A 19,278-nucleotide genomic window follows, 5' to 3' on the forward strand; every position below is an offset into this window, starting at 1 on the left:
AGGTTTCGGTATCAGCCGCTCGACCGCCTTCCATCCGACCATTGTCCGTGATCGATGTGGTGGTGGAAGTTCTCAACAGAAATCGGTCCGTCTCTCGCCCCGCGTCAGGTCGAGTTGCTGTGAAGTGGCGGTCTCAACTCAGCCTGACACGCAGGGACATCCCGACACTGCCCCTCACGCGATCGTTCCGCTGGCAGACGGAAGAACAGACCGAGCTCGCCAACAACCTCCGAAACGGGATCGGAGTCACCCTCCCCGCTGATCGGGACGACGTCGACGTAGCCCTCGCGCTGCTCTGGAAGGACCTCTGGGCCATCGGGGGCGGCGTCCTCCCACTCGCCTACCACTCGTTCAAAGGTGGGTACGAAGAAGCCGCCGCGACCCTGCTGCTCAACCACGTCACCCGCAACATCCTCGACCTCGACGCCACCTACCTAGGCGATGCGCTCACGGCGCTCAACATCGAGGATCGCGACGTTGTCCGGCAACTTGAGCCTGATCTGCAGCAGGTCATCGAGATACTCAAGCCCGGCACCCCCGCTGCCACAAAGGCTGCGTACAACGCGCTCGTGGCAGTCATCGGCACTGTGTCCGCCCGGAACCTCCGTCCGCCGCACGCAGCTCACACCAGGCGGCTCGCCATGCTTCAGTCGCGCATGACTCACCCCGGACGTCCCGTACCGGGCCTCACCACTCACCAAGCCAAGGGAGGGGAATGGGACATCGTCGGTGTGTACCTCAGTGACAGCGAACGCAAGGCACTCAGCGCTGGGCTCTCCGTCACCCAAGACACCCACCGAAAGATCTACGTCGCAACTACTCGAGCCCGTCACCGCACCATCGAGGTGTTCCCGGGGCCGATGTGAGGGGGACAGGACGCTGCTTGCAGCCGCTGACGGACAAGGGTCGTGCCCAGTGTCCCGGATTTCGGAATGACTTGGGCGGTAGGCGAGTTCGAATTTCGGCACAGTCATTCGGAATCGTGAAGTAGGCGAAGGGGTGCTGCGTCGCTAATGATTCTGCTGATGGTCGATCGACTTCGTCGGAGATCGTGGGAGATCTGGGTGGGGGTCTGTCCGTGGTCGTAGTGGCGGGTGAGGATGGCGGCGACTTCGTTCGGGTCTCGGCGGTGGGCGGGGTCGCGGTCGCAGATCGTGGCCGCGATCCGCGACCACCGCGGTATCGGCGGTCGGTCGGCGGTGGGTGTATGCACGCCTTCGAGTGTGGGGTCCGCAAGGTTGTCGGCGCCCGCTCGGGTTTGGTTCGGAGGGTCCGCTCGGAGATCAGTTGTGTCCGTGGTCAGTTCGTCGGAACCAGTGCTGCCCATGTTCGTATCCAGGCCGGTTGCAGAGGTGTGTCTCTGCGTATGCGGGAGTCGGCGGTGTGCGCACGCGAGCAGGGCGATGGTTGCCTGGGCCATCGACCCTTCGACGATGACGGGCCATAGCCATGCTTGCTGTTCGGGCACTGCGGCCGAGATGGCGAGATCGCGGAGCGCGGTGAACGACAGCCGGAACGCGCCGACGGCGATCAGCATGGTCATCAGTGTTGCGAGCAGTTGTGCGAACCTTGCTCGCGCGTGTGCACGCAGCAGGATCGTGGCTCCGTGGATTGCGCCGGGTAGCGCGATCGGCGGCACGATCGCGACTACTGCCGCCACTGTTGGCCTCGTGCTTGCGTGCAGTACGGTGTGGGTCGCATTGCCGGTGATGCTCACCGCCGCCGAGAGGGCGAGCATCGTCCAGAAGAATTTCGTGTGTGCACGCTGGTCGGGGAGGCTGTCCGTATCGGCGTGCATAGGGGCAATGCTCGACGTGGTGGTGAGCTGGTCAGTGTTGAGGGTGATCGGCATCGTTTTCGTCCTTATTCGACGTGAAGCTGAGATTTGCTGATCGATTGCCTGAATCGACAAGTCATCTTTTGGCGCGGCGTGTCGACACACCGACCGCTGGACTAGTGAGCGGTGCGTGGTCGCCCTGCTGGGCGCATCGGGGTGCCACGGTTGTTGAGGGCGCGGTTGATGCTGCTCGCGGGGAATCCGGTGAGCTTGGCGCAGGCGCTGAGAGAGTGGCCGACGAGGTAGAGCTGTTCGGCGCGGTCGATGTCGGCTTCGGTCATCGACTGGTAGCGCCGTGGGACGCGGCCCTTGGTGAGCAGTTCGAGGATCGCGCTCTTGGATGCGCGGTAGCGGCGGGCGAGTTCGGCGGTGGATGCACCGTCGCGGTATGCCTGGATCAGCTCGTTCTTTTCGGTGCGTGAGAGTCGGCGTTCGAGCCGCTGGGTCGGACGGGCCACAGCCGGCGTATGTTTGGAGGGACGATGGCGACGTCGGACTGTTGAGGCGTCCTGAACCTGAGATTTCGTTAGGGCTGCTTCGAGTTTCTGCAGGTCAGCGCGGTTCGAATAAGATCCCGCTAGGTCCACCCAGAGAGAAGTCGCAGGTCAGAGACTTCTCTATTCTCGCTCGTACTGCGTGCTCGGTAGTAGCCCTTTGAGCTGCAATAACAGGGCTACCGGCGGTTCGAACCCCTCAGGGTCCTTGAGCCTGAAGGTAACTGACGTGATCAGTGTGGCGAGCGGTCAGTGTGGAGTTGGCGGTTCCTGCGATGAGTCTGGTCACTCGGGTGGACGGGCCGCGCGGGTTTGGTCGTTGTCGGCCTTCTCCTTGGCGATTTTGATGATTGCCCGACTGAGCCTCTGTAAGTCGGGAGGGTCCCTCAGTTCGCTGGTCACGACGATGCGGTGTTCGCGCTTTCTGGAGATACCCGCTTCCTTTCTGTGAGCGGTTGCCCGACATGGTCACTGGGTGACGGCATTGGATGCGGTCAATTGGTCAGCTGTTGTTCCCAGTCTGCGAAGCGCAGCCGCATCGCTGCGACGGCGTCGGTGGTGACCTCGTAGGGAGTGAAATCTCGGTCGGGTATTCGTCGCAGGTAGAACAGAGACTCGGCGAACATGCCCCGGTCGAATCCGGGATTGTGTTCAGCGGCGATCGTGAGCAGCTGTTCGCGGGTATAGCGCCCGCTGGCCAGGATGGCGTCGATGTCGAGGTAGTCCCGAGGTGCCCACCGATTGAACAAGGCGTCCATTTTGCCAGCGACCGCGTCGTCGGGGTGTAGGACCGGTCACCAGCAGCACGGGAGATCGGGCTCGCCAGAAAACGCCGAGGTCGACTTTGGCAGCGTGCTCGTCCGGGAAGATGACTGTCATCTGGACCAGGTCGGGGGTTCGTCGTACGACATCGACTGCGAGCCCGACACTTTCAAATGCGGAGATCACGTCATCGGCCACCTCGCCTGGTGGACCGCGGACGTCGGAGAACAAGTCGACATCCTCTGACGGCCGCGAGCACATGCCGTGCAAGGCGACGGCGTGACCGCCGCCGAGGACGAATCCGCGATTGCCGACGGTGGCGAGTGCGATGCGTGCCAGTTCGTGTTGGCGGGGATCCATCAGGCGGCGGTCCGCAGCTGTGGGAACTGTTTTTCCCACAGGGCGCGGACGAGCCGAGCGGGCCGCATCTGGTGCCAGATCGCAGCCAACACCCGTCCGTTGACCAGCTCTTCCAAGTGCTGTTTGGTTCCTTCCTCGAGGACGATCTTGTATACCGCTGTGCGGTCGTATTCGTCGTCGAGGTCGAACTCGGTTCGACCACCCCAGGCCAGCTCGACCGGTAGCCTCAGCACTCCGTGTTCCGGGCCGTGCAGTTCAGCCAGGGAGTCGACGACCTCGTAGGGCTTGACCTCAGCGAAACTGAACGGTGTCGAGATGCGCTCGGACATGCTCACAGTGTGCCGCAGACCTCCTTGCGGGTAAACCGACCGGCGGATTACACGCGGCGCTGAGTCCTTAGTGAACCGGGAGGTCTACCGATCAGGCGTGCGTTGCGTGGAACAGGTCGACAACATCCTGGCGTCGAAGTAGCTTTCCATGGCTTGGCGAGAGTAGTTGTGATAGCCAATCGCACTGGGGCAGAGTCGACTCGACGGCTTCGCGTGCCATGCCACGTTCCTTGGCGCTGCCCTTGCCATAGGCCGACACGTAGGTGGTGAATCGGGAGGCCATCTCCTCGAAGAGGGTCTCGATGGCGATCCCGCAGATCTCGCGGTACAGGCCGGTTCCACCACCTGCTGCTCTCGGGATTCGAAGCGTGAAGAGGCCCGCGAGTGGTTGCTCGGCCAAGTGTGCATCATCGAATATCACCAGTTCTGGCTCGACCTTGGGGCTGTGATTGAAGTACGCCCAGTAGTTCATCGCGCCTACTGCCTGCGCCTGGTGGTAGTCGGCGACGCGAGCCCCCGGATAGTAGCCACTCTCGAACCGGTGCACATCGATGCCCGGTAGCGTGCATCCCTCAGCTTGGACCTGTGTGGCAAGAAGTTTGTTGCCGGTCAGGTATGCGACTGACATGCCGTTGTCCAACGCCCAGTCTGCGATCAGGAGTGCCATGAGGGTCTTGCCTTCGCCGGTCGGAAGTTCGACCGCGATGTCGGGAGTGGCATCATGATCCAGCTCGGCGAAGCGTTCGAGCACGTGCGCCTGTGCGGGGCGCAATGTCGAGAACCGCTTCGAACTGAGACCAGCCAGGCGATCCGCGAAGTTCAACTCGGCCATTGATCAAGTCTCGCCTACTCGTGCCTGGCGGCCAATGCCATCATGTGCCAGGTGTCCGGCGGAATTGACCGCCGACCGGCTAGGGACGTGGCGTTGAGGCTTATCCGCAACGAGCGCGAGTGAATGGCGGCGCCTCGGGCGGCAACGTTCGCCGCGGCGCGGGGCGTGTGGCGGGCGTTTCGTCTCAGAGCGCTGTCGGATGCCCACGCAGTCTGGGCCCGCGGCTGGGCTGGGTTGAGGTTGTCTGGGGGGGGGGGTATTGCGGGGTGCCATTGGTAAGTTTAGGCTTACGGTTCGTGGAGACTTACCAAAGTGCGGCGTTGGATGCGTTGGGGGATCCGACCAGGCGGGCGATTTTCGAGCGGCTGGGGCGGGGGGCCTGTGCTGTTGGTGAGTTGGCGGCGGAGCTGCCGGTTAGTCGGCCTGCGGTTTCGCAGCATTTGAAGGTGCTCAAAGGGGCGGGGCTGGTGGTTGACGAGGCCATTGGTACGCGCAGGGTGTATCGGCTGGATCCACAGGGGATCGAGGGGCTGCGGGCGTATTTCACTCAGTTCTGGGTGTCGGCTACCGCGGCGTTTTCCGAGGAAGTGAATCGGCGCGCTCGCCAGGAGCGCACGGCAGAGGAGAAATCATGACGCAGTCGTTGAGTGACAAGGACGTTCGGGTCGAGTTCGTGGTCGAGGCGCCGCCGGATCGGGCGTTCGAGGTGTTCACCGTCGGCATCGACAGTTGGTGGCCGCGGGCCCATCACATCGGCGCGGGCGATCTCGTGGAGGAGGTGATGGAGCCGCGGCCGGGTGGACGCTGCTACGGGCGGGAGGCCGACGGGACCGAATGCCCGTGGGGCACAGTGCTGGAGTGGGATCCGCCGCACCACGTCGCCTTTTCCTGGCAGATCAGCCTCGACTGGAAATACCAGCCGGACCCGGCCCGGGCCAGCCGCGTCGACGTGACGTTCGCGCCGGAAGGATCGGATCGCACGCGGGTGACGCTGGTGCACTCCGGCTTCGAGCGGCACGGCACGGACTGGGGATCCATGCGCGACGCCGTCGGTTCGCCCGAGGGTTGGCCGGCGCTGACGGAGACCTACGGCAAGGCAGTGGCCGGTTAGCCCCCTCGACAGACGACAAGCGACGCACGACAGACGACGGACCGCCGGCTCGTCCGGCGGTCCCGGTCCTGGAAGAACCCGGTCCGCCGCACAGGCAATTGGTCCCGATCACCCACGCCTCCCGCAGGAGAACTGGATCGGTTGCCGTATCCGTCGGCATATCGATTGCGTTGGGGCAGTCGGGTATTGATGGCGGCAATGCGATAGTCGTGGAACGGTGAGGGGCCTGACGTTGTCGATGTTGTCCAAAGGGGAGAACGCGTCACTGCCGGAGGATGTCCAGCGGGTCGACGTGGTGATCGGCTGGGCGGAGTCCGAGGTCGAGGTCGACGCGTCCGCTCTGCTGCTGGGTGAGTCGCGAAAAGTGGCCGCCGACAGCGATTTCGTCTTCTACAACCAGCCGGAGTCCGCGGACGGGTCGGTCCGGTTCTTGGGTACGGGAGTGACGGAGGAGGGCGCGCAGACGCGCATCGCCATCGACCTCGCGACCGTCCCGGAGGCTGTTCACACGGTCGCGCTGGCCGGCAGCGTCGGCGCGGGTACGTTCGAACGCCTCGGGAAGATCGCTTTCCGCGTCATCGACGGGACCGGCCGGACCATCGCCGAATACGCGACGGCAGAGGCGACGACGGAGTCCGCCTTTCTGTTCGGCGAGATCTACCGCCGCAACGGCGCCTGGAAGGTCCGGGCGGTCGGGCAGGGCTGGGATTCCGGATTGTCGGGGCTGGCAACGGATTTCGGGGTGCGCATCGACGACGACCCGGCGCCCGCAACCACCCCGGTAGCGCAGCCCGAGGTCGAGCCGGCCACCGCGCCGAGTACTCGGCCAGCCACCCGGAACCGGGGTGTGCGCACGGCGAAAGCGGCGGCGAAGAAGCTCAAACCGTTCGAGCCCCAGCTCGCGGAGCACGACAGCTGGCAGCCCGCGAGATTGTTCTCGGTCGTCGGCGTCGGTGCGGGTGAGGAGCAGGAACGCCGCGCCACGTCGGCTCTCGTCGCGACCATGCAGGCCGTGCGTCCCTTCGCGCGGGCGCTGTGCGCGCGCATGGGCGCGCCCGTCGGCACCTTCGAGGGATTCGCGGAAGTCCAGTACGAGCTGGGTGATTCGAAGGTCATCCCCGATGCCGTCCTGAAGGTGGTGCGCGGCAGCCGGGTGTGGACGGGCCTGCTCGAAGTCAAGACGGGCACCGGCAAGCTGAAACGCGATCAGCTCGAGAACTATCTCGAGGTGGCGCGCCGGAAGAAGTACGACGTCGTGGTCAGCCTGTCGAACGATATCCCCGCCGGCCCGGGCGAGCTGCCCGTGGAGGTCGATCGCCGCAAACTCGCCAAGGTCGCCCTGCGGCATCTGTCGTGGGCGGAGGTGACACACGAGGCCCGAATGCTGCTCTCCCACGGCGGTATCGAGGACGAACTGCAAGCCTGGGTGCTGAGCGAGTTCCTGCGCTATCTGGTCCATCCTCGTTCCGGCGCTACCGAATTCGTGGATATGGGACGGCACTGGGTCGCCGTCCGGGACGCGGTGGTCGCGGGAACGTCGCGCGCCAGTGATCAGAAGGCGTTGCAGGTCGCCGATGCGTGGGTGTCGTTGTCCCGGCATCTCGCCTTGCGGTTGACCGCCGAGCTCGGGGCGACCGTCAAGCATGTGCTGCCCCGTCGCCACCGCACCGATCCGGCCGCCCGCAATGCCGCGGTGGCGGAACGGTTGGCGACCGACGGCTCCTTCGAGGCAGTCCTCCGCATCCCCGATACCGCCGGTGATCTGTCCGTCATCGCCGACTTGCGGACCAACCGGATTCGCTGCCGCACCACCCTCGAGGCCCCGAACGAAGGGACCGCCGGCCGCCGGCTGTCGTGGTTGCTCAAACAGCTGCAGGACGCCCCGGGCGATGTGCGCGTCGAGGCCGTGTTCTCCGAACGCGGGAACGAGGCGTGCGAACTGCTGTCGACGGTGCGCGAGAATCCGAAGGTCCTCACGCAGGGTCGTGCGGGGGAGATCGTGTCCTTCGCGCTGGAGCAGACCTTCCCCATGGGCAGTCGCCGATCCGGCACCGCCGCGAGTTTCATCTCCAGCGTCACCTCGGCGACCGACGCGTTCTATGGCTCGGTGGTGCAGCAGGTGCGCGAATGGGTGCCCGCCGCACCGAAGCAGTCCGAGTCCTCGCCATCCGAGGGGGACACCGCTTCGGGCGAGTAGTGCCGGGTTTCTAGTCTTCGGGCTCGCCGGCGTTGAGGCCGAGCATTTCGAGGAGGCTGGCGCAGTCGGCGGCGTCCAGGGCGTGGGCGGCGACGGTGTGGGCGGCGAGTTTGTTCTGCTCGGCGCAGGCGGCTTTTTCGGCGGCGCGGGCGGCGCTGAACTCGCTGTGCTCGTGGCGGAGGGTGGTTTCGCGTGCAGGAGGCATGTGGGTTCTTTCCGCCAGCGGCGTCGGGGGGCCGAATCCGAATGATTCGGGGCGAGGCCGGCTGATGCTCACCCTACGGGGTGGGTGGGGCGCTCGGACCGGCAGTCGGGAATGTTTGTGATGTGTCAGTAGTCGAGGGCGTGTTCGGGCTGGCAGACGTCGAGGGGTGAGGGGAGGTAGCGCAGGATGGCGTCCAGGAATGGCGGGAGGTCGTCGGAGCAGGGGTAGGGGCTGCACAGGATGGGGACGATGTCGCCGACGCGGGTCCGCAAGCGGATGCGGGTGTGCATGTCGTCGCCCGGGTGACCGGGCAGGGCGGCGACGAGAGCGCGATAGTGGTGTTCGGCGAGAGGCCAATGGGGACCGTAGATTTCGGCGGCGACATCGGCGAGGGGCTGGGCGGCGAGGAGATCGATGACGCCTTCGAAAGCCGGCCCGGTGCCCGCCGGGGTGTGCAGGACGAGGGGAGTCGCGCCACGGGTGGCGGCAATGGTCTGCAGGGTGCGGGTGAAGTCGGCGGCCGGGTGATCGAGCCCGGTGATCAGGCACAGCCGGGCGACCTGGTGGTCGTCGGCCACGCGCAGCACCGTTTCCGAACGCGCGGCGACCGGCGCGGCGGCATTGTGGACCGCGACGACGCTGTCGGCGACTCGAATGGCACGTTCCAGCGCGGCGATGGGCGCCCGGCTGGACTGCTCGGTGAGACGAATTCTGTGACCGGTTCCACCGAAGCTCAAATCCAGGGTGAGCTGGGAACTGACGGCCGTGTGCTCGAAGCGGTGCCGCAGGCGGTGGACCAGCCGCGACGTGTCGGCCAGCTCGCCGACCAGCGTGACATTGCGGATCGATTGCGGGTCAATGGCTTTGCTGCCCATTGTGTCGTGGTACTCCAGGTCGGCTCGGTGTCGCCGGTGTGGTCTCGATCCGATTCACGGTACCGGCCGGTGAGCGGGAGCGGAGCGGATTCCCCTCCCAAAATAGAACGTGTTCCTATACCGTCGGATTGTGCAGAAAGAACAACGTCCCGCCGTGGCGGACTGGTTCACCGTGGATGACGGCACGGTGCGCCTGAAGGGGACTCGGTGCAGTGCCTGCGCCACACCGTATTTCCCGAAGAACACGCTCGCCTGCCGCAACCCGTACTGCACGGGCGCCAAGGACGGGTCCGAGCTCGAGGAGTACCTGTTTTCCACCCGCGGCCGGATCTGGTCGTACGCGGACGCCCGGTACAAGCCGCCCGCGCCGTACGTCTCGGGGGATCCGTTCGAGCCGTATGTGGTTGCGGCTGTGGAACTCGAGGTCGAGAAGCTCGTGATCCTCGGGCAGGTGGTACGCGGGTTCACCGTGGACGATCTGGTGGTCGGCATGCCGGTGGAGTTGGCGGTCGGCACCCTCTACGAGGACGACGAGGCGGAGCACACGGTGTGGATGTGGAGGCCGGTCAATGACTGAGACGAACCGCGATATCGCCGTCCTCGGCGCGGGCATGCACCCGTGGGGCAAATGGGGACGCAATTTCGTCGAATACGGGCTGGTCGCGGCGCGGGCCGCGCTCGCCGACGCCGGGATCGACCACAAGGACGTCGGCTACATCGCCGGCGCGGACACCATCCGCAACGGCTACCCGGGTTTCGTGGCGGGCGCGACCTTCGCGCAGGCCCTGGGCTGGTCGGGCGCGCGGATCTCGAGCAGTTACGCCGCGTGCGCCTCGGGCGCGCAGGCCATCGCCAATGCGCGCGCCCAGATCCTGGCCGGGCTGACCGAGGTGGCGCTGGTGATCGGCGCGGACACCACGCCCAAGGGCTTCTTCCAGCCCGTCGGCGGTGAGCGCCGCGACGACCCGGACTGGCTGCGCTTCCACCTGCTCGGCGCGACCAACCCCATCTATTTCGCGCTCTACGCCCGTCGCCGCATGGCCCTGCACGGCGCCACCCTCGACGATTTCGCCGCGGTCAAGGTGAAGAACGCCCGCCACGGCCTGAACAACCCGAATGCCCGCTACCGCAAGGAGGTTTCGGCGGAGGAGATCGCCGCCTCCGCGATCGTCTCGGATCCGCTGCGGCTACTCGACATCTGCGCCACCAGCGACGGCGGCGCCGCGCTGGTGTTGACCTCGATGGATTACGCACGCCGCCATGGCATTTCGGATCCGGTCAAGATCAGCGCACTGTCCACGGTCACCCCGACGTTCCCGAAGACGGTGCTCGACCTGCCGGACTTCGCGACGGATTCGGCGGTGGCGGTGGCGCCGCCGGAACGGACCTTCCGTTCCGCCATCGCGCACGCCGCCTACGAGGAAGCCGGGATCGGCCCCGAGGACCTGTCGTTCGCCGAGGTCTACGACCTGTCGACCGCGCTGGAGCTGGACTGGTACGAGGACATCGGATTGTGCGAGATCGGCGGTGCCGAGGCGCTGTTGCGCAGTGGCGCAACCACTTTGGGCGGCCGCGTGCCGGTCAACCCGTCCGGCGGCCTGGCCTGTTTCGGTGAGGCGATCCCGGCGCAGGCCATCGCCCAGATCTGCGAGCTCACCTGGCAGCTGCGCGGGCAGGCCGACGGCCGGCAGGTGGAGAACGCGCGGGCGGGCATCGCGGTGAACCAGGGCCTGTTCGGCCATGGCTCGGCGATCATCGCCACGCGCTGACGAGGCATTCCGACGAAGCCCGGGCCGATCGGCCCGGGCTTTCGCCGTCCCGCCGAATAACGTTTCGATCAACTTGCCTACCGAATCAAAAAGTGAAATTACAGTGGCTCAGATCATTCGTGCTCGACCGCAAGGATTGTCTGTGAGGCTTCACCGCTGCCTGTCCGTGCTGGCGATCGCCGCTGTCGGCGTTCTCGGCACCCTGTCCCCGGCCACCGCCGACACCGGGAAGAAGTATGTCGCGCTGGGGGATTCGTTCGCCGCGGGCGTCGGCATCCCCACCATTCTCGATCAGAGCTGCTCACGCTCGGATCACAACTACGCGCACCTGTTCGCCGCGCAGCGCGGCTACAGCCTCACCGACGTCACCTGCGGCGGCGCGACCACCGACTCGGTCACCAGCACCCAGCTCTCGGCGGTCACCTCCGACACCGGCCTGGTCACCCTCGGCATCGGCGGCAACGACATCGGCTTCACCGACATCGTGAAGGCCTGCGTGGAGGCCGGCACCCTCGGCGGCGGCTCGGGCACGGCCATCGGCGCGCTGGCCACCGGCAGCGCCAGCGGCAGTGCCGAAGCGTTGCTGGGCTGCAAGAACAAATTCGCCGCGTCGATGCCGACGCGGCTGGCGCAGACCTCGGCGAAGCTCACGACGCTGGTCGTCGCGATTCGCACCCGGGCCCCGCAGGCGCGCATCGTGCTGGTCGGGTACCCGAAGATCCTGCCGGACGACGCGTCCACCTGCCTCGGTCAGCAGCCCGTGCTGCCCGACGACGCGAACTGGGCGCGCGACACCGTGATCGGCGGATTGAACACCATGCTGCGATCGCAGGCCGGCACCGAATATTTCAGCACCTTCGAGCTCTACAACGGCCACGATGTGTGCCAGCCGGTGGCGAATCGATGGGTCAACGGCACCAAGGTCGAGAACGGCGACGGCATGCCGTTCCATCCCAATCAGTACGGTCACGCGGCTACCGCACAGCAGATGGCCGCGACGATCGCCGGCTGATTCCGCGCCCACCGACCCCCGTTTGCGGTGAACAACTTTGTTCACCGAGGTGTCCGAAAGTGTGCCAGACTACAGTTCGCAGGACGGTAGGCGGTTCATGACGGATCTGAATCGGGGGACGGTGTGGGGCGGGTAATCCCATTTCCGGGTGCGACGCAGGCGGGCGGGCGGTCGATGCCGACCAATCGCCTTGCGCGGGACGCGAAGCTGGCGGGGGTGCCGGTCGCGTACGCCGGCCGCCGGATGGCCGGCCGGGGCCGCAGACTGCTGGGCCGCTCGGCCGCCGAGATCGACCGCGATATCCGATTGCGCACGGCCGAGCATCTTTTCGAGGTCCTGGGCGAGCTGAAGGGCTGCGCGGCCAAGCTCGGCCAGCTGGGCGCGGTGTATCGCTCCATCCTCCCGTTCGAGGCGGTCGGTCCCGACTGGACCGAACTGGCCGAGGTCGCCGGCGACGCGCTGAGCCGGCTGCAGGATTCGGTCCCGCCCATGCTGCCGGGCCTGGTGCACCAGGTGATGGCCGCGAATTTCGGCGATCACTGGCGTGAGCTGTTCCTCGAGTTCGAGGAGTGCCCGGCCGCGGCGGCGTCGCTGGGCCAGGTGCATCGGGCGGTGTGGCACGACGGCCGCCCGGTCGCGGTGAAGGTGATGTACCCGGGCGCGCGGGAGGCGGTGCAGGCGGATCTGCGCACCCTGCGCGGACTTTCGGGCGTCATCGGCGCGGTGATGCCCGGCGCGGACGTGCGGGCGATCGTCGACATGGTGTGCACCATGGTCGGCGACGAACTCGACTACCGGCGCGAGGCCCGCTATCAGCGCACCTGCGCCGAGGTGTTCGCCGGGGATCCGGAATTCGTGGTGCCCGAGGTCGTCGAATGCGCCGACGAGGTGCTGATCAGCGACTGGCTCGAGGGCACCGGTTTCGGGACGCTGGTGACGCACGGCTCCGCGCGCGAACGCAGCCGCGCCGGCCTGGCCATCCTCGAATTCATGGAGTCCGCGAAGCTGCGCTGCGGGGTCCTCTACACCGACGTGCATCCCGGAAATTTCCTGCTGCTCGACGACGGCCGGGTCGGCGTGGTCGACTTCGGGGCGTGCGCGCCGATGCCGCCGTCGTTGCGCCGCATCGTCTCCGAACTCGGTGACGCGCTCTACAACGGCACCCCGGGTGACTTCGAGGCGGCGCTGCGCGCGCACGGATTCGTCCGTCCCGGACAGGAATTCGATATCGACGAGCTGGTCCGTATCGTCTCGCCATTCCTGGATGTGTTGTTGCAGAAGGATTTCCGGCTCACCACCGACTGGATGCGCGAGCAGGTCACGGTGATCACCCGGATCCGGCTGTCCAATGTCTTTCGTGACATGACCCTGCCGCCCGAGCTCACCACCCTGGCGCGAGCCGCGGTGACCGCGCTCGGGGTGCTGTGCCAGCTGGGCACCGAGGGCATCCGCGACCAATTCCTCGACGGGTGGCCGGAATTGGCCGAGGTGGTCGATCGCTACGAGGCGCGCCGGGATCTCGCCGACACCGCCACCTGATCCGCCGCCGGTGTGTCCTTGCCGTCAAACGCGCGGAAACCCTCATCTGAATTAGGAATGTTTCATATGCTCTGGCCCGCGGAGTGGGGCTGAACCCGCTCCGGCATCCGGATTAGAGGACAGCTTTATGAAACGAACCATTCTCGTGGGATTCGCCGCCTGCGCGCTCCTGGGCGCCGGCATGGGAACGGCCGCGGCGGACGGCCTTCCGCTCACCGACGTCGACATCATCAGCCCCGGCTCGGCCGGAGACCTCGGCAATGCCATCGGCTCCGGATCCGTGGACGCCGGCAGCGCGGCCGCCGGGCTCGGCAGCGCCTTCAGCGGCGGTTACCTCCAGGGCGTGCTCAGCAGTCTGTCCGCGCACTAGCGGCGCGCGGTGGCGGTCGTCCTCGCAGCGACCGTCACCACGTCGCGAGCGACCTGGATCTCACATGCGGGTAGCCGGGGATTGTGATACTCCGGCGCTGGCTAGCATCGTGTCCCGTACGGATCGGCCAGACCCCGAGGACATGCGTTGACTACCGACCATCTTGACCGCTGGAATGCCCACGAGGCCGCGGCAGAGGCGATGATTCCGATTATCGGAAAGCTCTACCGCGACAAGGGGGTGACGATTCTGCTGCACAGCCGGTCGCTGGTGAACAAATCGGTGATCAGCATTCTGCGGACCCACCGGTTCGCGCGGCAGATCGCGGGGGAGGAGCTGTCGATCGACGAGACGCTGCCGTTCCTCGAGGCCCTGAACGGGCTGGACCTGGGCCCGAGCAAGATCGATCTCGGCCGCCTGGTGATGGCCTACCGCGCCGACGAGCGCGGGCTGTCGGTCCCCGAGTTCACCGCCGACGTGCTGGCCGACATCACCGGCGGCAACAAGGCGCAGGCGCAGGGGCCCCGCGATGTGGTGCTCTACGGCTTCGGCCGCATCGGCCGGCTGGTGGCCCGGCTGCTCATCGAGAAGGTCGGCTCCGGCAACGGTCTGCACCTGCGGGCCGTGGTGGTGCGCAAGGGCGGCGCCGAGGATCTGGTCAAGCGCGCCTCGCTGCTGCGCCGCGATTCGGTGCACGGGCAGTTCAACGGCACCATCAAGGTCGACGCCGAGAATTCCGCGATCATCGCCAACGGCAACGTGATTCGCTTCATCTACAGCGACGACCCGGCCGCCATCGATTACACCGACTACAACATCCACGACGCGATCCTGATCGACAACACCGGCAAGTGGCGCGACCGCGCGGGCCTGGAGAAGCATCTGCGGCCCGGCATCGCGAAGGTGGTGCTGACCGCGCCCGGTAAGGGTGACGTGCCCAACATCGTGCACGGCGTCAACCACCGCGAGCTGGATCTGTCACAGCAGATCTTCTCGTGCGCGTCCTGCACCACCAATGCGATCGTGCCGCCGCTCAAGGCGATGGAGGACGAGTTCGGCATCGTGCGCGGGCACGTGGAGACGGTGCACTCGTTCACCAACGACCAGAACCTGCTGGACAACTACCACAAGTCCGATCGCCGGGGTCGCTCCGCGCCGTTCAACCTGGTGCTCACCGAGACGGGCGCGCAGTCCGCGGTGAAGAAGGCCATGCCGGACTTCCAGGCCAAGATCACCGGCAGCTCGATTCGCGTTCCCACGCCGGATGTCTCGGTCGCCATCCTGAATCTGCAGCTGCGCCGCGAGACCACCCGCGAGGAGGTGCTCGAGTACCTGCGCGGCATGTCGCTGGCGGGGCCGCTGAGCCGCAACCTCGATTTCACCGCCGCCACCGATGTGGTGTCGAGCGATTTCATCGGCTCGCGGGCGGCCTCGATCGTGGACGCGAACGCCACCATCGTCGACGGTGACACCGCGATCCTGTACCTCTGGTACGACAACGAGTTCGGCTACTCGTGCCAGGTGGTGCGGACGGTGCAGTACATCTCGGGCATCGAGTACCCGACCTATCCGGCGCTGGGCGAGGACGTGCTCGTCGCGGCCGGCTAGCCGACAGGCGAAGTCGCACAGCCGAATCGGGCCCCGGAAGCAGTCGCTGCCGGGGCCCGAACCGTACTAGCTGGGGGTGCCGACCGGCTGCCAGCACACCACGCGGGCCGGTTGCGGGGTGACCGTCGCCCCGGCGGGAATGGGGCATTTGCCGGTGTCGGTGGTGCCGTCGAAGCGGCCGCCGATCTGCACGGTGACGCCCGCGGCGCTCTTGGCGGCGCAGTCGATCGGGGTGATCTGGTTGACGTCGGCCTGCATGCTGTAGCAGTCGCCGACCTTCACATTGGGGGCGAAGCACAGCGAGTGGTTGCCGTCGGTCAGCACGAAATAGGCGGCGTCCTCGAGCTTTCCGTCCGGGCAGGTGGCGCCGTTGGTGACGGCGGCGGCCAGCTCGTAGACGGCGGCCTTGTCCTCGCAGGCGGTGGGGCGGATCTTGCCGATCTGCGCGCCGCGATAGTCGGTGGCGGTCACGCAGTTGCCGACGGCCAGTTCGGGGTCGTGGGTGGCCGTGGTGGTGGCGCGGGTGATGGTGGCGAGCAGGCCGAGCGCCAGCACCAGGACGCCCGCGACGGCGACGACGACACCGGTGTTGGCGGGCAGCTTGGCCAGGGTGGGGGTCGTCTTCGCGCGTGCCCGCAGAACGAGGCCGGCGACCAGCAGGACGACGCCGAGCGCTGGGATGATGAACACAGTCTTTCCATTCCTTCCGGTCCGCTGACGGACACGGGCAGGAACGTACCCCGAGACGGACGCCGATCGGGGGGTTTTAAAAGGAACGTGTTCCAGATTTTTCGGGCCTACTGATCGGCCAGTCTGCCCGCCGGATAACGCAGGTGAGCGGTGGAGGTGGTCTTCATCCGCCACTTGGTCAGGTTCACGGCCGACAGGATCGTGGCCACGATCAGAGCGGTCAGCAGGAAGCGCTGATCGCGCGGGTCCAGGACGGCCAGGACGACCAGTCCGCCCAGAAAGAGGACGGTATTGATCATCGCGAAGGCCACCTGCTGATTCGGGCTGAGAACCTTGGTGGTTTCCGGCATTGCGACTCCTCTGCCACGGATTGGCTGACTCACCCGACGCTAATCGCCGAAAACCGCTGCGCTAAGGGACAAACGCCCTCAGTGCAGCGGCCGGAGTCGCCAGATCGGGTGCGGAGTAGCAGGAACATCCGAACCCGGTGCGGGTCAGGGAGTTTCGGTGGCGGCGTCGGAGAGCCAGTTGCGAAGCCACGCGGTGGCGGTGGTGCCGTTGGCGTCGACGACATAGCCGGGATACGACTGGTGGACGCCGGAGGCCAGGAACTCCTGGACCTGGTGCAGCCATTGCTCGCTCGCGGGGTTGTCCGCGGGCGCGGACAGGATGGCTGACCAGCCGGGCATGAGGGCTTCGCCGAGGATGGACTGGAAGGTCAGCAGATAGCTGGGGACCTGCAGCGGATCCTGCGCGGTGAGCTGGGTGAGCAGCCCGGCCGAGCGGCCCGCCAGATCGTCGGTGGGCACCGAGCAGTACAGATCGCCCGCGGCGCAGAAGGTCCGGACCTTCGGGGTGAGCCAGCCGAAGCCGCCCGCGCGAGCGCCACCCGCGCCGGCGCCGGGAACCTGCGGGCCGACGATGGCGTCGGCGGGGGAGCGGCGCGGATCCGAGACCAGGCCGACCGCGGCCACCCGGTCGGGCGGGACCACGCCCAGTCCGGTGCCGATCTCGGCGGCGAGGTCACCGGCCGCGTCCGCGCCCTGGCTGTAGCCGATGAGGGCGAAACGCGTTGCGGCACAGCGGGCGGCCATGGACTGGATCAGGTCGCGGGCGGCGGTGACGGCGTCGTGTTTGGAGCGGCCGTAGACTTCCCCGTCCCAGGGGAAGGCGGTCGCGGGATAGGCGACGTAATCGGTGCGGACGGTGCCGGGCAGGCCGCGGGTGACCTGGGCGAGCATGCCCTGCTTCGGATCGTCCTTGGAGGTTTCCCAGGTGCCGGGGACCGCGATGACATCGAGGCCGGGGCAGTCGGGGGCGGCGGTGGCGCGCGGTGCGCCGACGGCCGTGAGAATCCCGGCGGCGACGACGGCCGCGAGGGCGCCGCCCACCGGTCGGAAGGATCGCACTGTTCGAAAAGACAAGGTCCACACCCCTTGTTCGGATCGTTCGGTCGACTTTCTTCACACCGCGATGATTCGTTCCGCGCGAACATACCAAAGGAACTGGTTGGTCCGGCGACTAGTGGACGAGGAAACGCCGAGAGCCGGACAAACGGGATCTAATGAACCCGGCTCGCGGCCGAGGTCGGTTGCGGGCGCACAGATTTCATGTCGCGTTCGCGGCGAATACACGCGAAGGCCCCGCGCGTCGAATCCGGCGTACGTGGGGATGCAATTGTGTTGCGAATCGTATGTATCTTAATTCTTTTGGAGTGCAACTTCTTTCGGCGGGTCAACCCTACCATTGCCGTGGGGACGAAAACGGAAGGATCACACCATGTCGTTGATACCCGGCGCCTCCGCAATCGGGCGCGGATTCAATATTATGGGCACCTATGACACCAAGTCGCTCACCTGGCAGATAATGAGCCTTTCCGGGTAGCGGCGTGTCGTGGTCAGGTGGTTCGGCGGTATTCGTGGTGCAGCAACACCAGAGCAGCCGCGACGATGGCACCGATACGCCAGGGGCACAGGCTGACTCGCCGCAACGCCTCCCGTTCACCACCTGGGCCGGCTGGTACCGCCTCGACGCGCACGAGCGCGCGCTGGGCGAGCCGCAGGGCCGCGAGCGGGTCAAGGTCGTCGAGCGCGAGGACATGCTGGCCGCATCCGAACCCGACAAGATCGCCAGTCCACACTGATCTGGCCGTGTCTAGGAGCCCGAGGATCCGTCGCTCGATCGCCTACCGCAGAGCCGATCCCCCGTCGAAGGAACCACCACATGACCTATGTGATCGCTGAACCCTGCGTCGACGTCAAGGATAAGGCCTGCGTGGAAGAATGCTGTCGGTCGCCCCGGCCGCTGAGCACGTTGTGCAGTTCGTCGATCACCAGCATCCGCACCTCACAGGCGTGGCACAGCCGCAGCACCAGCTGTTCGAGGTCGGCCAGCCGAGGTACGCGCGGCCGAATCGGCGCACCCAACGCCGACAGCAGCGCCACATAGAACCGGCCCACCGAAGGATCCGAGGGCATCTGCACCGCCAGCACCGGAATCTCCTCCCCGGTCATCATGCGAGATGGCGGGGTGGTCACGGCGGAACTTCTCGATGTTCATCGACTTGCCGTTGTTGGTCGGCCCGATCAGCAGCAGGTTCGGCATCCGCTGCTTACTCGGCATCTCCAGCAACTCCTCCAACCGGGCCAGCGCCCCGGTGGCGCGGGTGTAGCCGATCCACCGATCGCCCGCACAGGCGCCACCCGCTCAGCACCAGGCAGCATCGCGATCCGCTGCGCCGACGGCAGCAGATGCGACAAATCGAGGGGTTCCCCGGTCACCATTGCTCGATCACCTCGAACGGCCGCGCGACCACTGCGGTGGCGTCGGGCGGCGGTGGCTCAGGTGCGGCCGCCGTGCGGGCCGAGGATCGAATCCGCTTGTGCCGCTCGGTGTCACGGCGGGGTTCTGGTGGCGGCAGCTCGCGCGCGACTGTCCGACCAGCGAGCCGGCCATGAGCGCGGCCCGTCACGCGCGCGGCAACTCCGAAGCCGCGCAGGGCATTCCGTCGCCGTTCACGGCTGCAGCCGCCAGGCGGCGTCGGGTTTGGGCAGCGGCCAGGTCCAGCCGTGGCGGGTGCGCAATTCCAGCAGCTGCCGCCGCCGCGCACAGCACTGCTCGGTGTCGCCGTCGCCCTCGACGCAGTTGCGATGGATCCACAGCATCGCTTCCACAGTGCCCGAGAGCTGCATGGCGTCATGCTCGGGCATACGATGATGCTCGAGCACCGACGGCGTGTCCGACATGGCCCCATCATCCCCCAGCGCCGACGTGTTGTCGTGTGCTCCG

General features: G+C 66.6%; 21 protein-coding genes and 5 pseudogenes. 12 read left to right on the forward strand and 14 right to left on the reverse strand.

Annotated features, from left to right (window positions below):
- Positions 1 to 41: 41 nt before the first annotated feature.
- The gene (locus D7D52_RS36750) at positions 42 to 866 is read left to right on the forward strand and encodes an ATP-binding domain-containing protein (RefSeq protein ID WP_162958842.1); all 825 of its coding nucleotides are present in this window, start codon (positions 42 to 44) and stop codon (positions 864 to 866) included.
- 104 nt (positions 867 to 970) lie between these two features.
- Here the strand turns inward: D7D52_RS36750 and D7D52_RS36755 are convergent, their stop codons facing one another.
- The 5 genes from D7D52_RS36755 to D7D52_RS36780 form a co-directional block, all read right to left on the reverse strand.
- Positions 971 to 1,852 (reverse strand): DUF2637 domain-containing protein, encoded by an 882-nt coding sequence (locus D7D52_RS36755; RefSeq protein ID WP_120743545.1) that lies wholly within the window; start codon positions 1,850 to 1,852, stop codon positions 971 to 973.
- 101 nt (positions 1,853 to 1,953) lie between these two features.
- Complete coding sequence (locus D7D52_RS36760) at positions 1,954 to 2,295, reverse strand: helix-turn-helix domain-containing protein (protein ID WP_120743546.1); 342 nt, start codon at positions 2,293 to 2,295, stop codon at positions 1,954 to 1,956.
- A 530-nt stretch (positions 2,296 to 2,825) separates the two neighbouring features.
- Positions 2,826 to 3,080 carry a hypothetical protein gene (locus D7D52_RS36765; RefSeq protein ID WP_162958843.1) on the reverse strand — a complete coding sequence of 85 codons (255 nt, stop codon included), beginning with the start codon at positions 3,078 to 3,080 and terminating at the stop codon, positions 2,826 to 2,828.
- Between the two features lie 372 nt (positions 3,081 to 3,452).
- On the reverse strand, positions 3,453 to 3,782 hold the full coding sequence (locus tag D7D52_RS36775) for a hypothetical protein (protein WP_120743549.1): 330 nt from the start codon (positions 3,780 to 3,782) through the stop codon (positions 3,453 to 3,455).
- Positions 3,783 to 3,873: 91 nt separating this feature from the next.
- Positions 3,874 to 4,614 carry a DEAD/DEAH box helicase family protein gene (locus tag D7D52_RS36780; protein WP_120743550.1) on the reverse strand — a complete coding sequence of 247 codons (741 nt, stop codon included), beginning with the start codon at positions 4,612 to 4,614 and terminating at the stop codon, positions 3,874 to 3,876.
- A gap of 296 nt (positions 4,615 to 4,910) precedes the next feature.
- Here D7D52_RS36780 and D7D52_RS36785 point away from each other — a divergent pair, with 296 nt between their 5' ends.
- The 3 genes from D7D52_RS36785 (at position 4,911) to D7D52_RS36795 (ending at position 7,922) form a co-directional block, all read left to right on the forward strand.
- Positions 4,911 to 5,249: an ArsR/SmtB family transcription factor gene (locus D7D52_RS36785; protein WP_120743551.1), complete on the forward strand. Its 339-nt coding sequence runs from the start codon at positions 4,911 to 4,913 to the stop codon at positions 5,247 to 5,249.
- The gene (locus D7D52_RS36790) at positions 5,246 to 5,725 is read left to right on the forward strand and encodes an SRPBCC family protein (RefSeq protein ID WP_120743552.1); all 480 of its coding nucleotides are present in this window, start codon (positions 5,246 to 5,248) and stop codon (positions 5,723 to 5,725) included. The genes D7D52_RS36785 and D7D52_RS36790 overlap by 4 nt, the downstream gene beginning before the upstream one ends.
- A 226-nt stretch (positions 5,726 to 5,951) precedes the next feature.
- Positions 5,952 to 7,922, forward strand: coding sequence for a TerD family protein (locus D7D52_RS36795; RefSeq protein WP_120744734.1), 1,971 nt, complete (start codon positions 5,952 to 5,954; stop codon positions 7,920 to 7,922).
- Positions 7,923 to 7,932: 10 nt separating this feature from the next.
- Here the strand turns inward: D7D52_RS36795 and D7D52_RS36800 are convergent, their stop codons facing one another.
- Both D7D52_RS36800 and D7D52_RS36805 read right to left on the reverse strand, forming a co-directional pair.
- Positions 7,933 to 8,127 carry a hypothetical protein gene (locus D7D52_RS36800; RefSeq protein WP_120743553.1) on the reverse strand — a complete coding sequence of 65 codons (195 nt, stop codon included), beginning with the start codon at positions 8,125 to 8,127 and terminating at the stop codon, positions 7,933 to 7,935.
- A gap of 125 nt (positions 8,128 to 8,252) precedes the next feature.
- Positions 8,253 to 9,002 (reverse strand): translation factor GTPase family protein, encoded by a 750-nt coding sequence (locus D7D52_RS36805; protein WP_120743554.1) that lies wholly within the window; start codon positions 9,000 to 9,002, stop codon positions 8,253 to 8,255.
- A 130-nt stretch (positions 9,003 to 9,132) separates the two neighbouring features.
- Between D7D52_RS36805 and D7D52_RS36810 the strand changes: the two genes are divergently transcribed.
- The 6 genes from D7D52_RS36810 (at position 9,133) to D7D52_RS36835 (ending at position 15,300) form a co-directional block, all read left to right on the forward strand.
- Entirely contained in the window at positions 9,133 to 9,579 is a 447-nt protein-coding gene (locus D7D52_RS36810) for a Zn-ribbon domain-containing OB-fold protein (protein ID WP_246023542.1), read from the forward strand.
- Positions 9,572 to 10,771 carry a lipid-transfer protein gene (locus tag D7D52_RS36815; protein ID WP_120743556.1) on the forward strand — a complete coding sequence of 400 codons (1,200 nt, stop codon included), beginning with the start codon at positions 9,572 to 9,574 and terminating at the stop codon, positions 10,769 to 10,771. The genes D7D52_RS36810 and D7D52_RS36815 overlap by 8 nt, the downstream gene beginning before the upstream one ends.
- Before the next feature lie 142 nt (positions 10,772 to 10,913).
- Positions 10,914 to 11,783, forward strand: a complete 870-nt coding sequence (locus tag D7D52_RS36820) for an SGNH/GDSL hydrolase family protein (protein ID WP_162958844.1) — start codon at positions 10,914 to 10,916, stop codon at positions 11,781 to 11,783.
- A gap of 174 nt (positions 11,784 to 11,957) precedes the next feature.
- Positions 11,958 to 13,322, forward strand: a complete 1,365-nt coding sequence (locus D7D52_RS36825) for an ABC1 kinase family protein (protein ID WP_120743558.1) — start codon at positions 11,958 to 11,960, stop codon at positions 13,320 to 13,322.
- Between the two features lie 127 nt (positions 13,323 to 13,449).
- Positions 13,450 to 13,692, forward strand: coding sequence for a hypothetical protein (locus D7D52_RS36830; RefSeq protein WP_120743559.1), 243 nt, complete (start codon positions 13,450 to 13,452; stop codon positions 13,690 to 13,692).
- Positions 13,693 to 13,839: 147 nt separating this feature from the next.
- Positions 13,840 to 15,300: a glyceraldehyde-3-phosphate dehydrogenase gene (locus D7D52_RS36835; protein ID WP_120743560.1), complete on the forward strand. Its 1,461-nt coding sequence runs from the start codon at positions 13,840 to 13,842 to the stop codon at positions 15,298 to 15,300.
- A 66-nt stretch (positions 15,301 to 15,366) separates the two neighbouring features.
- Here D7D52_RS36835 and D7D52_RS36840 read toward each other — a convergent pair whose 3' ends face one another.
- From D7D52_RS36840 to D7D52_RS36855, 4 genes and pseudogenes are all read right to left on the reverse strand, one after another.
- Positions 15,367 to 15,990 (reverse strand): hypothetical protein, encoded by a 624-nt coding sequence (locus tag D7D52_RS36840; protein ID WP_120743561.1) that lies wholly within the window; start codon positions 15,988 to 15,990, stop codon positions 15,367 to 15,369.
- Positions 15,991 to 16,097: 107 nt separating this feature from the next.
- Positions 16,098 to 16,340, reverse strand: a complete 243-nt coding sequence (locus tag D7D52_RS36845) for a hypothetical protein (protein ID WP_120743562.1) — start codon at positions 16,338 to 16,340, stop codon at positions 16,098 to 16,100.
- Between the two features lie 144 nt (positions 16,341 to 16,484).
- On the reverse strand, positions 16,485 to 17,381 hold the full coding sequence (locus D7D52_RS36850; protein ID WP_246023543.1) for a cutinase family protein: 897 nt from the start codon (positions 17,379 to 17,381) through the stop codon (positions 16,485 to 16,487).
- Positions 17,382 to 17,887: 506 nt separating this feature from the next.
- A pseudogene (locus D7D52_RS36855) lies at positions 17,888 to 17,980 on the reverse strand (IS5/IS1182 family transposase); the annotation flags it as partial.
- Between D7D52_RS36855 and D7D52_RS40230 the strand changes: the two are divergent.
- Positions 17,978 to 18,133, forward strand: a pseudogene (locus D7D52_RS40230) (pyridine nucleotide-disulfide oxidoreductase); the annotation flags it as partial. The pseudogenes D7D52_RS36855 and D7D52_RS40230 sit on opposite strands and share 3 nt — an antisense overlap.
- An 80-nt stretch (positions 18,134 to 18,213) precedes the next feature.
- Positions 18,214 to 18,276, forward strand: a pseudogene (locus tag D7D52_RS38900) (ferredoxin); the annotation flags it as partial.
- A gap of 29 nt (positions 18,277 to 18,305) precedes the next feature.
- Here D7D52_RS38900 and D7D52_RS40530 read toward each other — a convergent pair.
- The 3 genes and pseudogenes from D7D52_RS40530 to D7D52_RS36870 all read right to left on the reverse strand — a co-directional run.
- A pseudogene (locus D7D52_RS40530) lies at positions 18,306 to 18,506 on the reverse strand (TniB family NTP-binding protein); the annotation flags it as partial.
- Positions 18,507 to 18,558: 52 nt separating this feature from the next.
- Positions 18,559 to 18,630 (reverse strand): annotated as a pseudogene (locus tag D7D52_RS40535) (TniB family NTP-binding protein); the annotation flags it as partial.
- A 374-nt stretch (positions 18,631 to 19,004) separates the two neighbouring features.
- Complete coding sequence (locus D7D52_RS36870) at positions 19,005 to 19,235, reverse strand: hypothetical protein (RefSeq protein ID WP_120743563.1); 231 nt, start codon at positions 19,233 to 19,235, stop codon at positions 19,005 to 19,007.
- Between the last annotated feature and the right edge of the window lie 43 nt (positions 19,236 to 19,278).

Source organism: Nocardia yunnanensis (genome assembly GCF_003626895.1).
Classification (GTDB): Bacteria; Actinomycetota; Actinomycetes; order Mycobacteriales; family Mycobacteriaceae; genus Nocardia; species Nocardia yunnanensis.